This window comes from Bdellovibrio sp. HAGR004, from assembly GCF_055397015.1.
In genome coordinates this window covers 370,346-384,741 of record NZ_AP029176.1, presented here as the reverse complement: position 1 = coordinate 384,741, position 14,396 = coordinate 370,346, and the positions used below count along the sequence as shown (strand labels likewise).

The 14,396-nt window shown below is 49.6% G+C and carries 9 protein-coding genes; 5 read left to right on the top strand and 4 right to left on the bottom strand.

Features of this window, described 5'->3' with window-relative positions; all coding sequences use genetic code 11:
• Positions 1-36 precede the first annotated feature (36 nt).
• Positions 37-414 carry a cell wall hydrolase gene (locus tag ACZ5ZV_RS02035; RefSeq protein WP_464119758.1) on the top strand — a complete coding sequence of 126 codons (378 nt, stop codon included), beginning with the start codon at positions 37-39 and terminating at the stop codon, positions 412-414.
• Here the strand turns inward: ACZ5ZV_RS02035 and rnk are convergent.
• The gene (rnk, locus tag ACZ5ZV_RS02030; RefSeq protein WP_464119756.1) at positions 411-815 is read right to left on the bottom strand and encodes a nucleoside diphosphate kinase regulator; all 405 of its coding nucleotides are present in this window, start codon (positions 813-815) and stop codon (positions 411-413) included. The two genes, ACZ5ZV_RS02035 and rnk, sit on opposite strands and share 4 nt — an antisense overlap.
• A 218-nt stretch (positions 816-1,033) precedes the next feature.
• Positions 1,034-1,927: a phosphate/phosphite/phosphonate ABC transporter substrate-binding protein gene (locus ACZ5ZV_RS02025; protein ID WP_464119754.1), complete on the bottom strand. Its 894-nt coding sequence runs from the start codon at positions 1,925-1,927 to the stop codon at positions 1,034-1,036.
• A gap of 126 nt (positions 1,928-2,053) precedes the next feature.
• Here ACZ5ZV_RS02025 and ACZ5ZV_RS02020 point away from each other — a divergent pair, with 126 nt between their 5' ends.
• Genes ACZ5ZV_RS02020 through ACZ5ZV_RS02005 form a run of 4 tightly spaced genes read left to right on the top strand, consistent with a single transcriptional unit; the run spans position 2,054 to position 6,745 of the window.
• Positions 2,054-2,359 carry an Hpt domain-containing protein gene (locus ACZ5ZV_RS02020; RefSeq protein WP_464119752.1) on the top strand — a complete coding sequence of 102 codons (306 nt, stop codon included), beginning with the start codon at positions 2,054-2,056 and terminating at the stop codon, positions 2,357-2,359.
• A gap of 6 nt (positions 2,360-2,365) precedes the next feature.
• Positions 2,366-5,761: an ATP-binding protein gene (locus ACZ5ZV_RS02015; protein WP_464119750.1), complete on the top strand. Its 3,396-nt coding sequence runs from the start codon at positions 2,366-2,368 to the stop codon at positions 5,759-5,761.
• A gap of 12 nt (positions 5,762-5,773) precedes the next feature.
• On the top strand, positions 5,774-6,277 hold the full coding sequence (locus tag ACZ5ZV_RS02010; protein WP_464119748.1) for a response regulator: 504 nt from the start codon (positions 5,774-5,776) through the stop codon (positions 6,275-6,277).
• A gap of 60 nt (positions 6,278-6,337) precedes the next feature.
• Complete coding sequence (locus tag ACZ5ZV_RS02005; RefSeq protein ID WP_464119747.1) at positions 6,338-6,745, top strand: OsmC family protein; 408 nt, start codon at positions 6,338-6,340, stop codon at positions 6,743-6,745.
• On the opposite strand, the gene pbpC is transcribed toward ACZ5ZV_RS02005, so the two are convergent.
• Both pbpC and ACZ5ZV_RS01995 read right to left on the bottom strand, forming a co-directional pair.
• The gene (gene pbpC, locus ACZ5ZV_RS02000; RefSeq protein ID WP_464119745.1) at positions 6,746-8,767 is read right to left on the bottom strand and encodes a penicillin-binding protein 1C; all 2,022 of its coding nucleotides are present in this window, start codon (positions 8,765-8,767) and stop codon (positions 6,746-6,748) included.
• On the bottom strand, positions 8,764-14,220 hold the full coding sequence (locus ACZ5ZV_RS01995) for an alpha-2-macroglobulin family protein (RefSeq protein ID WP_464119743.1): 5,457 nt from the start codon (positions 14,218-14,220) through the stop codon (positions 8,764-8,766). The genes pbpC and ACZ5ZV_RS01995 overlap by 4 nt, the downstream gene beginning before the upstream one ends.
• Positions 14,221-14,396 lie beyond the last annotated feature (176 nt).

The following is a 14,396-nucleotide window of genomic DNA, read 5'->3' as shown; positions in this document are numbered from 1 at the left end:
CGTTAAGTCTTAAGACGGAAAAACGATAAGTTAACTATGGGAAAATGGCTTGTTTACTTCATCTTGGGTACGGCACTTCAGACACAGGCACAAAGCTCGGTCTATAACTGCAATTTTGCAGAAGACTACAACAACTTCTCTTCTGTGCGCATGAAGAAGTATTTTGATCCGACAGAAAACATGTACTTGGGAAAAGTGGATCTTTTACAGAACACAACGGTCGTGGAAAGCACTCCCGTGCGTATTTATCAAATCCCACTGCTGGACAATCAAACTTATGTGCAGCTTTGGAACTCCAAGGACGTGCGCGTGGATGCGCAACTGTCCTATTCGCAAGGTGGCCGCGAATTTCGGGCCACCTACACGAAAAATGAAACCAAGAAAGCTCTTATTTGCAAAGAGCTTCGGGATTAAAGCTCGAACTGACCTGAGGCTTCGGGCTGATAAATCACAGCCTTCACTCTCAGTTTTTTAGTCTGTCCATTTGGCATCTTCCAGTTGATCTCCTGACCGACGCTCAGACCCAACAGGGCAATACCCACCGGTGCCAGAATAGAAAGTCGACCTGCTTCCAAGTTGGCTTCCTGCGGATACACCAAAGTCATCTCACTTTCCTGACCAGTGACTTCATCCAGGAACTGCACTCGAGAGTTCATGGTCACCACGTCTTTAGGGATCTCTTTCTGCGCGATGACGTTGGCTCGGCCCAGCTCTTCTTCCAAGGCTTCTGAAAATGGTCCTTCAACCTGAGACACCAGTGCAGACAAACGATGGAAATCCTGATCGGTAATAAGAATACGAGGTTCTGTGTTCATAAATTCCTCCTCACGAGAGAATGATGTTGTGTGTGTTTTTGATTTTTAAGAAAGATGTTCAGAGAACAAAAAAGATAGAACTAGGCCTTCAGCAGATCTTCTCTGCTGCAACAAAATCTTAGAATAAGATTCATGAACGTTGAACGGCGCATGGGACCATTAGACCTCAAATTCGGGCTTTTTTCAAGGTCGAGCGCGAAATCCGTCTAAGTTGCTGATTACTTTACAAGATCCTGAACCTTCTGGCCCAGATCCAGCAGAATTTGTCGGGCACCGTCATAATCTTTATCAGAGCAATCTTTGAATCCCGTCAGATGATAGAGCTTCTTTAAGGCCGCTGCGCCTTCTGGAGTTGAGGAGAAGCTTTTTAAAGCCTGACTGATCTTTCGTTCCAGCTCCGTCGGGAAATTTTTGCGGTAAACCACCGGTTCACTGGGGATCGGCCCGGTCTTGGCGAGAATTCGCACCTTTTCATAGACATCCGGGAACTGTGTCGTCACCAAACGACGAGCATCCTGGGGGACTCCGTTTTCGGAGGGGGTGTTATAAGTGGCCCCCGCATCCACACGCCCCTGATAAACCATGGTGACCACGCTGTCGTGTTTGCCGGCAAAAATGGTTTCACCAAGCTTGATCTTTTCATCCTGCAGAAGTTTGGCCGCAAGAATATATCCTGAAGTTGACACCGGATCGACAAAGGCAAATTTTTTACCGTTTAAATCCTTCAGATTTTTAATCTTCGGATTGGCCGTGATGATCTGACCCCAGTAGTGAGAATACTCTCCATTGACCCCCATCAGCTTCGCCGTCGCCCCGTACTTTTCGTGCGCCAGGATGTATCCAAAGGGATTTAAGATCGCGACATCCACACGCTCAGATCCCATAGCTTCGACCACAGCGACAAAGCTGACAGGCACCTGCACTCGGACATGCACACCGCTTTCTTGAAGAATCCATTTCTCAAGAATTTTTCCATTTTCAATCAAGACGGCAGAGTCCTGCCCTGGCACCAAAGCAAGACGGACTGGCCTTTCCGAAGAGCCCAGGTCCTTTTGTGACGTGCATGTAATCATAAAAGCGGAGCAGACGACGACGAGTACTTTCTTGAACACAAAACCTTCTCCTGAAATCCATTTTTTCGAATCTACTCTCGGTATTAAATGTATGCAATAAACACTGTCATAAACTAATATGAATTGAAAACCTGAGCCATTATCGAGGATAAGGAGGGCATGGAAATGTCTAAAGTGAAGGTTGAAATTGATGCTGACCTACAGGATCTGGTTCCTCAATTTGTTGAGAACCGGAAGAAGGATATAGAGTCTCTGTCCGTTCTTGTAGAGAAAAACGATCTGACAGCCATTGCTCAAATGGCTCACAAAATCAAAGGCGCCGCTGCTGGATATGGTTTTGTTGAACTCAGCGAGCTTGCCGCCCAGATGGAAGTTGCTGCAAAAAAGAATGACTCAAGTCCACTTCCTGATCTTCTGAAAAAAATGAAGATTCACTTTCTTAACATCGATATCCACTACGTTCCAATGTAGGAGTCTATGAACCACAAAAACCGCCTGTTTCTTTTCACCTCGGTACTGGTGCTGGGTACACTCCTGGTTGCCGGAACTGTGGGTTATCAGGTGGGCAGTTCTTCGCTGGAACAAAGTACTCGGGAACGTCTGACCCAGATTCGCCAATCCAAGGCCGAAGAACTGCAAAGCGAATTTTCCTATATTAAAAACACTCTGGTACTGACTTCGGAATACTCTCCGGCCCTGGAATTCCTCAAACGCTTTCCCAGCGAATCTCAGCAAATTCAAGACTGGATTCGCCGTCATCCCAGCCTGAATCAATGGCGCCAGGGTTTGGCCGAAAGCTCTCCGCTGACACAAGTGACGGATCTTGAAAAAGTATTGAGTCAAATGACGTCCCTACCTTTGTTTCTGCAGTATCAGTTCCTGCAAAGTTCAAAAGTAACAGGCCGTCCCCTGTTGCAGGTTTCCACGGTTCAGGGATTCCCAGATCTGGCCTACTTCAAAAGCTACGAATCTTTGCACACCAGATTGACTGAAGTTCTTGAGCGAGCTCACCTTGGTGATATTCTGCTTGTCGACCCTCGCGGTGTCGTGGCTTATTCAGCCCAGAAAGGGCTGAACTTCGGTGAAAATCTGACGACCGGGACCTTCGCAAACTCGCGTCTGTCACAAGCCTATCGATGGTCACTAAATGCCCCCAAAGGGGCCACCAGGTTCTTTGATTTCGCATCACTAAGCCACTTCTGGCACGTCCCGGCAGGTCTGATGGTGATGCCTCTGTTTGATCAGACAAAGTTTGTCGGCAGTTTGATATTCCAAATTCCACTGGAAAGAATTGATCGCATTCTATCCAACAATAAGAACTGGAAGGATCTGGGACTGGCTGAAACCGGCGAGGTGGTCGCCTTCGGATCCGACGGCTTGCTCCGCAACAATCCTCGTCTGTTCCTGCAGTCCCCTGAAGCTTTTTTGAAGAAAGTTCGAAAGCATCATGATTCGACGATCGTCCTTGAAAACATGCGCCGTTCCCAGAACGCCGCTTTGTCCGTGGTCCTTCCCAGCAATCAGGTCCGACGTTATATGGACAAGACCACCCTGTTTGAATCATCGGACGACTATCTGGAAACCCCCAGTTTACAGTCCATCGGCCGTGTTAATATCCTGGACAACAGCGATTGGATTCTGATCAGCAAAACCAGTCTGAATGAAATCCTGGCCCCTTTGTCCCTAAAGATCCCTTGGTTTTTTATCGGTGGTTTTCTTATCTGGAGCCTGGCCTTGGCCGGAGCCTGGCTTTTATACCGCCGCATCTTTTTCCCCACGGCCGTTTTGGCCGACGGCTTGGACAAGCTGAAAGAACACCAGTTTACGGAGAAGCTTCCCCTGAGTGAGGAGGACGAATTTCAAGATATTTTCAAGAAATTCAACGAAGTCTCGGAAGAATTCAGTAAAACTCAACTGGCCCGCGACTTCCTGGAAAATGTGGTTCATTCACTGAATGAAGTGTTCTTTGTTGTTGATGTCGAAGAAACCACTCCAGGAAAGAATGTCTTTCGCATCCGTGGCCTCAATCCGGCAGCCGAGAATCTTATTGGAACCAACGCCGCAACACTCAGAAACACCGACCTGCGCAATTGGCTGGACACTGACTATAAGAAAATCGAAGAGTCTCTTCATCGCAACTCAGGCCCGAAAAATCCACACACCTCGGAAGCCACACTCAAGCAGGTAAACGGGGAAAGAATTCCTCTGGAGATATCCTGGGCCCGCATACGCAGCGAGCGCTCCAGTAAAGTCATTCTGGCGCTCATTGGTGCGAATATGACGTGGAAAAAAGAAATCGAAAAAGAGCTCAAACTGAAAGAGGAACTGCTCAAGGAGTCCCAGGCACTGTCAAAAACAGGCTCTTTCCGTTGGGATATTAAGACGGGACGCTGCCTTTGGTCCGAAGAAGAGTTCCATCTACTAGGACTGACCCCTGAAAATGTTGTCCCCAGCTATGCTCTTTTCCGCTCGCTGATCCACCCCGAGGATCTTCCACTTTTTGATAAAGCTCTGGCCGAGGCCCATAAGAACATTACGCCGTTCCAGGTGGATCTGCGCATGAAGAAGGACGCCAATGAGCTGATTTGGGTTCGCTGCAAGGGCCGGACGGAATATGACGATTACGGAAATGCCCTGTATATGTATGTGACCACTCAGGACATCACAGAGCTTCGAAGGGTTGAACAGTCACTGATAGCTACAAAAAATGAAGCTCTGAAATCGTCGCAGGCCAAATCTGAGTTTCTTGCGCAAATGAGTCACGAGATCCGCACACCGATGAACGCCATCATGGGTATGGCCGAACTGTTGAAGGAAACAAAACTGGACGCAGATCAGCAGTATTATGTGACCATCTTCTGTAAGGCCGGTGAAGTTTTGATGGCTCTTATCAACGACATCCTGGATCTTTCCAAGATTGAGGCTGGCGAGGTCTCAATTGAAAATATCCCCTTTGACCTGAAGAAAATTCTTTCGGACCTGGAGGATATGGTCAAACCCCGAGCTCAGGAAAAAGGGCTTCAATGCAGTTGCGAAATCGCCCCGGGGGTTTCACCGTATCTGATGGGAGACCCCACAAAGCTGCGTCAGGTGCTGATTAATCTGATTGGGAACTCGATCAAGTTCACCAACAAAGGGCATGTGCGTGTGTTGATCGGAAAGAACCCCTCGAAGAAGGACACTTTACTGATCAGTGTCAGCGACACCGGAATTGGAATCCCTGAAGAAAAACAGAATGTTATCTTTCAAAAGTTCTCTCAAGCCGACAACTCCATCACACGCAAGTATGGTGGAACCGGCCTGGGTCTGGCCATTTCCAAAAGTCTGGTGGAACTGATGGGTGGACAAATTTGGTTTAAAAGTAAACCCGGCGGAGGCACGACCTTCTTCTTCACAATTCCTTATCGGGAACAGATTTACAATCCGGTGACACACAAGCCGTTGGCTATGAAAACACCCGAGTTGACTTTTGCCCAACCCAAAGTCCGCGATCCGAACAAAAAAATTCGCATCCTGATCGCCGACGACACGGAAGACAATCGAACATTGTTCACACATTATTTAAAGAACGAACCTTATGAAATAATTGAAGCCGAGAATGGACTTCAAGCCATAGATCAGGTAAAGTCAGGTGAGTTTGACATCGTCTTTATGGACGTGCAAATGCCTGAGATGGATGGCTACGCAGCCACGGATCGAATTAGAGAGTGGGAACGAACTGAGCACAAAAGCCCAGTTCCCATCATAGCCTTGACGGCCCACGCGCTCTCGGAGGATCGCCAGAAGTCTCTGAAGGCGGGATGCAATGATCACATTGCCAAGCCCTTTAAGAAAGACACCCTGTTGGGAGTCATAAATAAATACTCTTTATAGGGAGAACTCAGGATGGCCGGGCAAGAAGAGAAAAGTCGTTTACTGATTGTAGAGGACGATTCTGATATCCGCGAACTTCTCAAGCACTTCCTAAAAGAGTTTGTCGATGAGATTGTCGAGGCAGAAGATGGCTCTGCGGCCCTTCAGTTCGTCAAAACTCAAGAGTTTGATACCATCCTTTCTGATATCGAAATGCCTCACATGAATGGCTTGAAGTTCCTGGCCTATGTTCGTTCTTTGGGCCAGATGACTCCCTTTGTGGTTCTAACCGCGCACGGGGATCATTCCCGCGCCCTGGAAGCCCTGTCGCTGGGCGCTTTTGACTTCATCACTAAAGACTCCAAGCGCAAAGTGGTGATCGAAAGTGTGTGTGCGGCTCTCAAATTTGGTCGCGAAATGAAGACCTCCAAGAATGACCCTGTGAGATCCACTCATCTTCGTAAGATCTACGCGGATATGTCCAAGTCCTCAGAGATGCGCCTGTGTAAAATTATCGAAGAGATGTCCTCTTCTTAGTTCTGTCCCCATTGACCTTGCAGCAATTTGAGTCCATGTTAAGGCTTTAGGAGTTACTTCATGGTTAAAATGTCTGCCGTCTATCAAGGTGAAAAACATTGTGAGATCACTCATGGCCCGTCCTCTTCGCGCATTGAAACAGATGCTCCCAGAGACAACAATGGCAAGGGTGAGGCCTTTTCTCCAACGGATCTGTTGGGAGCCGCGATGGGATCTTGCATGATGACTGTGATGGCCATTGCTGCAGAAAAAGATGGTGTTGAGCTTAAAGGCGCTCGCGTTGAGGTTGAAAAGGAAATGGGCACAAACCCACGCCGCATTGTAAAGCTCAACGTTGTTTTACACATGCCTCAAAGTGTTCCACACGATTATCGTAAAAAGCTGGAAGACATTGCCATGACATGCCCGGTTAAACAAAGCGTGCATCCGGACATGCAGGTTCCTGTGTTGTTCCATTACGATATTTAATCATTTAACCAAAACCGAAACCTCACCCAGCTTATTATCCCCATCATAAAGGGAAAAGCGGTGACGACCCAATGAAGGCGACCAAAGATAAGAACCGGTCGCCTTTATTTTTTCTGTTTCATTGATCCGCCAATACAAGTCACGATGAAGTGTGTTTTCAACCAACAAAGGCATCTTTTGATGGGCCGCCGGAATGGCCGGATCCAAGGCCAGAATCATTCCATCCTGAGGATACAAAATACGTGCGCCGGGGTAGGCCTGAGGTTTGGAGACCTCTTTGCCGTCACCTTCAACCAACTTGACCTCTTGTGAAGGGTAATGTTCTTGCAGCCACATCATCGTTTTCTTCCAGATCGGCGCAGCCCCGGTAACCCCCATCACGTTCCACATCGGTTCGCCGCCAAAGTTACCCACCCAAACACCAACGGTAAAACGATCATTCATACCCACACACCAGTTATCGCGCATATCCTTGCTGGTTCCCGTCTTGACGGCAGCGCCAGCAAGGGCCAATGCCGAATCAAGACCAAAACCCAAAGCACGATTCTGATTCTCGGATAAGATCTTACGAACCTCTCTGGCACTTTCGGGTGTAAATACAGGCTGCGCGGGCGGCAGGACTTCGTCGGTTTGCCACTTCATCGGGCCAAAGTATCCTTCACGAGCCAAGCTTCGATAAGCCAGCGTCAGGTCTTCCAAAGTCACATCCGCGACCCCTAACGCCAAGGCCGGGCCATAGTGCTCCGGATCCTCCAGATTTTTAAAGTTCAGGTTTTTGAGTTTGCTCCAGAAAGAGTCATCATTAAGAAGTTTAAAAACCTTCACCGCGGGAACGTTCAGGGAAGAACCTAATGCCGTCTTCGCCATCACCCAACCATAGAACTGCCGATCATGGTTTTGCGGCTTATAAACACCACGATCAAAAACAATGTCCACAGCGGAATCTTCTATCCACGATTCTGCATTCAGCAATTTTTTTTCAAACGCTGTGGCATACAGAAACGGCTTCAAGGTCGATCCCGCCTGCCGCAAAGCCTGAACGCCATCCACATAAGGAGCCGAGGACAGATCACCCGAACCACCCACATAAGCCCAGACTTCACCGGTTGCATTTTCAATCACCAGGACGGCGGCATCGCTCACATTCTGTTCTTTGAGTTTTCGGATCTGACCTGTGATCTGCTCTTGGATATAATTTTGCAATTCGCGATCCAAAGTGGTTTGCACAAGTCCCCGATGCCCCTCACGAGATATCCTTTGCGCCAGATGCAGGGCTTCATTGGTGGTATTCATTTTCAAATTATTGGCGTGACGAATGCGCGACTCAAAAGCAGCACATAAATCCGGCGCCTGCCAGCAGGCCCTCTGCGCCCACTGTTTTGCATCCGCATTCGGAGACCGAATCAAAACCGCCAGCAAAGTTGCATCAAGCCTTGAAACATTCCGCGGAGTCTGACCGTACATGTTCCATACCGCAGCACTGATTCCGCGGGATTCTCCGCGAAATCCCACCAAATTCAGATAAGCCTCAAGGATCTGCTCTTTGCTCCAACGGCTTTCCAGAAAAGACACCGCCACAATTTGTCGGATCTTCCCAGAAAATCCGCGCCATAGATGCTTGCGTGGATGAAGCAGCTTCAGAAGCTGCATGGAGATCGTGCTTCCTCCCCGCGAGGAGTCCTTAAAGCTGCGCTGATAAGCTGATGCCACAAGAGCTTTCCAGTCCACTCCGTGATGACTAAGAAAGTTTCTGTCCTCTGAAAGAAGAACTGCTGAAATCACTTCCGGCGAGATATCCTTGTATTTCACCCACAGAAATGAGCGCTTGGACATATCCTGCCGCCATTGCTGCAGAGGCTGACCTTTGCGATCCACCAGAAAAAGATCTGAACTTTTGTAGGACTTCTCCAGTCCTGAAAAATCCGGCACAGCGGGAGCGGTGTAAGCATAGTACCCCAGCCCCGCCATCAACGCCAGAACACCGGTCCCTACGATGAGTCCTGCGATAACCTTCTTTCTCACTCCTGAACCTTCCATACTGATTCTGGCAACTCCGCAAACAGATCCGGGCTGTACATGGCCTCAATGCGGGTGACTGGCAACTGATAAGTTCCGACCTGATTAAAGCGCAGTGTGTATTCGATGATCTGCTCTTCCTGAGGGAACCACGAATGATAGAAGCGGATCAGCTCCGGCTTTCTTTCCACAGAAGTTGCGTAGGATGCTTGAAGAATACTGGCCCCGGTAGGGATCGGATCTTCCACCACCACCCAGGTTTGTGCCGCTTTGGCTTTGATCTTCAGTTGAACCTTCGCGGTATCTCCGACACTCCAAACGCCCTTCTTCTTTTGTTCAACGGCCGTGATCGTCTTTTCCACGTTGAAACCTGCCAAAACCGGCTTGGACACCGGAATGGCCGCTTTGGCAGAAACAGTGATCCAAGGATTGCCCGCACCTTTCTGCTCCAGAGTCAGTTCCCCTTTGTTTGTCGTCCACGGCAACGTCACAACGCCGGTTCCGCCTTTGGACCAATTCCACGTTTGAGAGTTTTTATTCAATGTCGCTGCAAAAGTGCCTTCGACCTTGTCAGAATAAACCTCCTGAAGCTTTCTCGCGGTTAAAGAACCCCAGGCATTTCCTGCCGTCAGACTCCACGCTCCTTGCACCTGACGAGCGAGCACACCCTGGAACAATCTTGGAGCATCCTGTTTCCACTGCGGCAAAGTCACAGTCGTCAAAATCAGCCTTAAAATGGAGCTTTCCGGATCTCTCATCAGCCACGGCATGGATTCAAGACTTTCTTCGCGCAACTGCAGTCTCTTGGCAGAGAAATAGAATCTGTTTCTTAAAACAGGTTCTATTTCCACCAGTTTCTGTTCGCGCCCTGGAAGATCTTTTTCCCACAGATGAATCTGATACCACTCCACCAGACTGTACAGCGGCCACTGGTTCGGCTGATAGTCCACTCCAGACAGAAGATCCACATTCAAACGACGATAGCGGGAGAGGTTCTCGAAAACAGAAATCTTCTTCAGAACTGTATCCGCTCGATTGAACTCAGCCCCGTCATTCAGTCGGCCTTCTGCAAATGCGTTCATGGCATCAAGCAAACGTGCCTCATGATCGTCACTGAAAGTAAATCCGGCCTCGTGTGCAACACTAAGGATATAAGCCGTCAGGTTCACACTGCCGGGTGAATTCCCCGGGAAGTAGCGCAACAACCCATTGCCATCAATATACGCATCCAGTTTTTCTTCCAGCTTCTGCCAGGCCTTTTTGTCATTTAAAGATACTGTCCGGGACACCTGCTGCTCAAGGCAGGTGAACACATAGTTCTTCCAGAAGTCCTCAATACCCGCGCTGGAGGCTCCTAAAGAGTTTGCCACCTCCACTTGAATCGAACTTTTTGCAGGATCGGCCCCCTGAGGCTGCTGCAACGACAGCTTTTTAAAATCCGGCCAAGAGCCCCATTCACTTTGATAGATTCTTGCCACTCGTAACGGCAGAATGGTCTGTGTTTTCTTGATCTCATCCATCACACGCCCTTGAGAGTCTTTGGCGGTGATCACATAGGTCATGGTGCCAGCCCCCGAGGCCTTGATGTTCCAGAAAACTTCTTTCGCTTCTCCCGGATTCAAACGAAGCTGTTGAACATTGTGACCTTCCTGCGGCGGTGTTACTGCCAATGCCAGATTCAGGTTTTGCACCGATGACGAGGCATTGCGCACGGTAAAGCCAGCCTGGAACGCATCACCTTCACGAGCCACCGCAGACAACCCGGGAAGAATCATCAGATCCTGTGAGGACTGAATGGACGTCCATCCCGTTCCAAACTGATCCTTGCCCTGCAAGGCCACCGCAACAATCCGGAAGCTGGTGGTTGAATCATTCAGGGTGATATCGATCTTGGCTTCACCCTTCGCATTGAGCTTCACGGACGGATTCCAGTAAAGCAAGGTATCAAACAGCTCCCGCCGCAATCCCCCGCCGCCGTCACCGCCAATAGGAAGAGCTTTTAAACCGAAATGACGTTTCCCCACCACCTGCGTCTGCGACGTCGCCGTCTGCACACTATGAGGACGCAAGCGCATCATGGAAGACAAAAGGTCCCACGAGTTATTATCTCGCAAAGCCAAGAGCCCCTCATCCACAGCCACCAAAGCCACTTCCGCCAAAGACGCCGGGCGCCCCAAATGATCTTTCACACTGACAGTGACCTGGGACTTTTGACGGGCCTTATAAGTTTTCTTATCCGTCGTGACCGCGACCTTCAGTGTATTTTCTTTCCAGCCAACTTTGATCTGCGCCAGACCCAGTTTGTAAGCGGGCTTTGCCAAATCCACCAACGCTGTTGGTTTCGGATCGGCCAGTCGACCGCGAATGGCAAAGGCCGATACTACGACATTGGGAACATATTCTTTCTTAATCGGAATCTTGATTGTCGGCTTTTCACCGGACACATCCAGCACTTCGGAATGCAGAACACCTTCGCGTTCCACCGTCACCAGAACCTTCGACTGCGGGAAGGGAGTGCGCAGCTGGAACTCCGCCACCTCGCCCGGTTCGTAAGTCTTCTTAAATGGAATCAGGTCCGCGCGATCGTTGTCATCTGCCCCGAACCACTGCGTTTCGCCGGGTTTAAGAATCCACTGCGAAACATTGGCGTAGCTGATGCGTCCCTGGGAATCCTTGCTGGACACCACCGCAATCACATTGCCAGCCACCTTGGATTTTCCGCGACACAGGAACTGCCCTTTTGCGTCGGTGGTGCCTTTGCATAGCTCGCCCACCTTCTTGTATTCTTGGAAGTCCTCGTAAGCGTAGAACCCGCCGACCAGACGCTTCCGGTGAGAATAATAGCGGCTGGTGAAAAGATCGACCTGAATCGACTGGCCCTTCAAAGCCTTCTGGTGCAGATCCAATGCCACCACGTCAAATTCAACGGCCTCTTGTGTCGCAGACCAACCATGGGACTTGATCCCCAGAACAACTGAAGACGGCCAGAGCGGGAATGTGCGGCTGACACTTTGAATCTCACCATTGGGATCTTTGAATTCAACTTCGGCGCGAAGATTCTGAGGACCGTCGGCGTACCTGATTCCGCTGACGGTTTCTTCGGCTACACCTTGTTTGTTCAGGCGCAAGTCCTTCACACCGCTTTGAGGAATATAGCGATTGCTGTCACTTTCCCCCTGACGGAACAATCCCTCTTTCACCGCACCATTAGCAAAAGAATAGTCATTGAAATCATCATCCTGCGGAGAAAAATATCCCGGCTCCACACTCCAGCGCATTTTTGCCTGCAAAGCCCCTGTGGGCCCGCCCGAGAAGTAAGTTCCGGAAACCTGCACGGGGACGTCTTTTTGCAGAACATAGGATGGCTGACGGCCGTCCACACGTACCTGAATCAGTGGGACACGGAAGCTTTCCACCGCCACATCCCCGACAACAATCTGCAGGGCCGGCTTGTCGCGCTCCAAAGTCAAAGACCAGTTCCCCAGTTTGGCTCCGGCAGGAATCGTCCACGAAAACAGTGCCACACCCGAATTTTTATTCCATTTCAAAGGCAGTTTGAAAGACTGCAATCCCGAATCATGGACCAGAGAAATCCTGGTTGGAAGTTCCGAATCTGTCGGCAGCCCCAGTCCGTCCGCCGTGGTTTTGCGAAGAACAATCTTGGCCGAAAGTTTGTCTTCCGGCTTTAACAAAGTCCGATCCAAAATGGCATGCCCCAGGAAGGAACTTTCACTGTCGCCTCCCCGAATCTGAAATCTCCAGGACTCTATGCCCTTATCCCAGGATGTATGGGTGAAACTAAAATCATCGCCCTTTTCTGCAACCGCAAAGAATCCGCCATAGAAATTACTGCTTTCGTCTCTTTTCCAGTCGGAAATCGATTTTACAAACTTGAAAGACGTCCACCCCTTGGCATCCGTCGTTGCGGTGGCCATGACATTTCCAGCGTTGTCGAAGATCTGCACTTTGGCACCTGAAACGGTTTTGGCCGACTTCAGCTCCGTGACCCAGACCCAGGCTTCCTGCTGTGTGTACTTCACATGGACAGAAAGATTCGTCACCAATCCGGAAGAACGAACATAGAATGGTTTCTTTTTGTCCAGAAGACTTTCACCCAACAAAGGACTTTTCATTTCGACCACAAAAAAGCCGTTGCCTTTGAGTGGCACGCCAACGACTTCTGTTTCCGCAGGATTGGACGGTTTTTTAATTTGAATCTTTTGTGTGGGTTTATTTCTCCACTTCAGAGGTTCTTCACCGTAAGGGCGCTGCTGCACTTCACTGAGCATGGCGATGATGGACTTAAAATCCGCCGCCTTAAACTGCCCGGTCCATCCGGCAAACTGCGTATCCACCGTCTTTTCCACACGTCGCAGAGTCACGGCCATGGCCGCATCGGAACCGGACTCAATCACACCGAAGCTGGCTGGGAACTTCAGCAGGGCTGGATCATCACCTGTTTTTATTTTTAAAGGAAACTGCGACTGATTTGACAGCAGGCGCCCCTCTTCATCTTTTAAACCTTTGGGGATGACAAGGGTGAACAAAGACTTTTGTGCAAAAGGTCCTTTGAACTCCAGATAGCTGATACGCTCTTTGGCACTTTGATCTTCCAGTCCCCAGGGCTTGAGGATCTTCTTGTCAGCCGTCTCGATGTAAATCTGACGGGCGTCCTGAAGACTGATTGAAGAATTAAATGAAAGACGCATCCCTAACAGAGGTACGCAGGGCTTTCCCGCCCCTTCCCGTTCACAGCCGAATTCAGCTTTGAACGGCTCACGCACCTGAAACTCAAATGTTTCATCTTCTTGCGAAGTGTTTCCTGAAGGGGACTGAATCCACTTGGACCAGACAAAGCTGACACGACCTCCGGCAGGGAAGGGGCGCTGGGCTTTTAACACAACGATGTCGCCCTTGAATTCCTCTTTTTCATATTGGTATTCCTGCTGGGCCGCCTTGAGAACCTTATCAGCTTCACCACCAGTGACTTCCACAACCGGCAAGCGGTCTCCCAAGCCCTCCGCAACAAAGTAGGCTTCGGTTTTCAACGTCTCTTTTTTGACCGGCGAATCCAAAACGATGACGAAGTTCTGTTCCGGATCCACAGGGCGATAAATCTGCGGGAAGATCTGCTTTACGTGAGGCCCACCTGTATTGAAGCGGTACTTTTGCCCGTGCACAGTGACCTCGCAGGAAAGCCCGCCAGCAAGTGGTTCTTTATAGTCAAATACCCAGTTGCGTGTGTCGATCCAGCGCCCTTGCCCTTTTTTGAAGTCCAGACACGAACTCTGTGCCGGAGCTTCCAGATTCAGCTCGCCGAACTTCACCATGGGTTTAGCAAATTCAATACGAATCTGTTCTACAGATTTGACGTAGCCCTGAGGCGTGAATGTGCTTACTTGCGTTTTTTCCTGAGCAAATCCCACAGAGAAAAGAAGAAAGACAAAGACGTTGAACATAAGAGGAACTCCTTCTGACCTCTAAGCTTGTCCCTCGCTCTCTAAATGGTCACTGGTTGATGCCCTATGACGATGCCTGTGAAGGCCACTTCCACTAAAAACTAGACCTCTCTGGACGCGGGACCTGAAGGTTTTCTCTATAGCGCTCTTAGCTTTTATCTATTGGAGCGGCCTTC

Coding starts and splice junctions, on each gene's coding strand:
- ACZ5ZV_RS02020 (WP_464119752.1), top strand. CDS start 2,054: ATGTCTAAAGTGAAGGTTGAAATTGATGCTGACCTACAGGATCTGGTT.
- ACZ5ZV_RS02005 (WP_464119747.1), top strand. CDS start 6,338: ATGGTTAAAATGTCTGCCGTCTATCAAGGTGAAAAACATTGTGAGATC.
- ACZ5ZV_RS02010 (WP_464119748.1), top strand. CDS start 5,774: ATGGCCGGGCAAGAAGAGAAAAGTCGTTTACTGATTGTAGAGGACGAT.
- ACZ5ZV_RS02015 (WP_464119750.1), top strand. CDS start 2,366: ATGAACCACAAAAACCGCCTGTTTCTTTTCACCTCGGTACTGGTGCTG.
- ACZ5ZV_RS01995 (WP_464119743.1), bottom strand. CDS start 14,220: ATGTTCAACGTCTTTGTCTTTCTTCTTTTCTCTGTGGGATTTGCTCAG.
- ACZ5ZV_RS02035 (WP_464119758.1), top strand. CDS start 37: ATGGGAAAATGGCTTGTTTACTTCATCTTGGGTACGGCACTTCAGACA.
- rnk (WP_464119756.1), bottom strand. CDS start 815: ATGAACACAGAACCTCGTATTCTTATTACCGATCAGGATTTCCATCGT.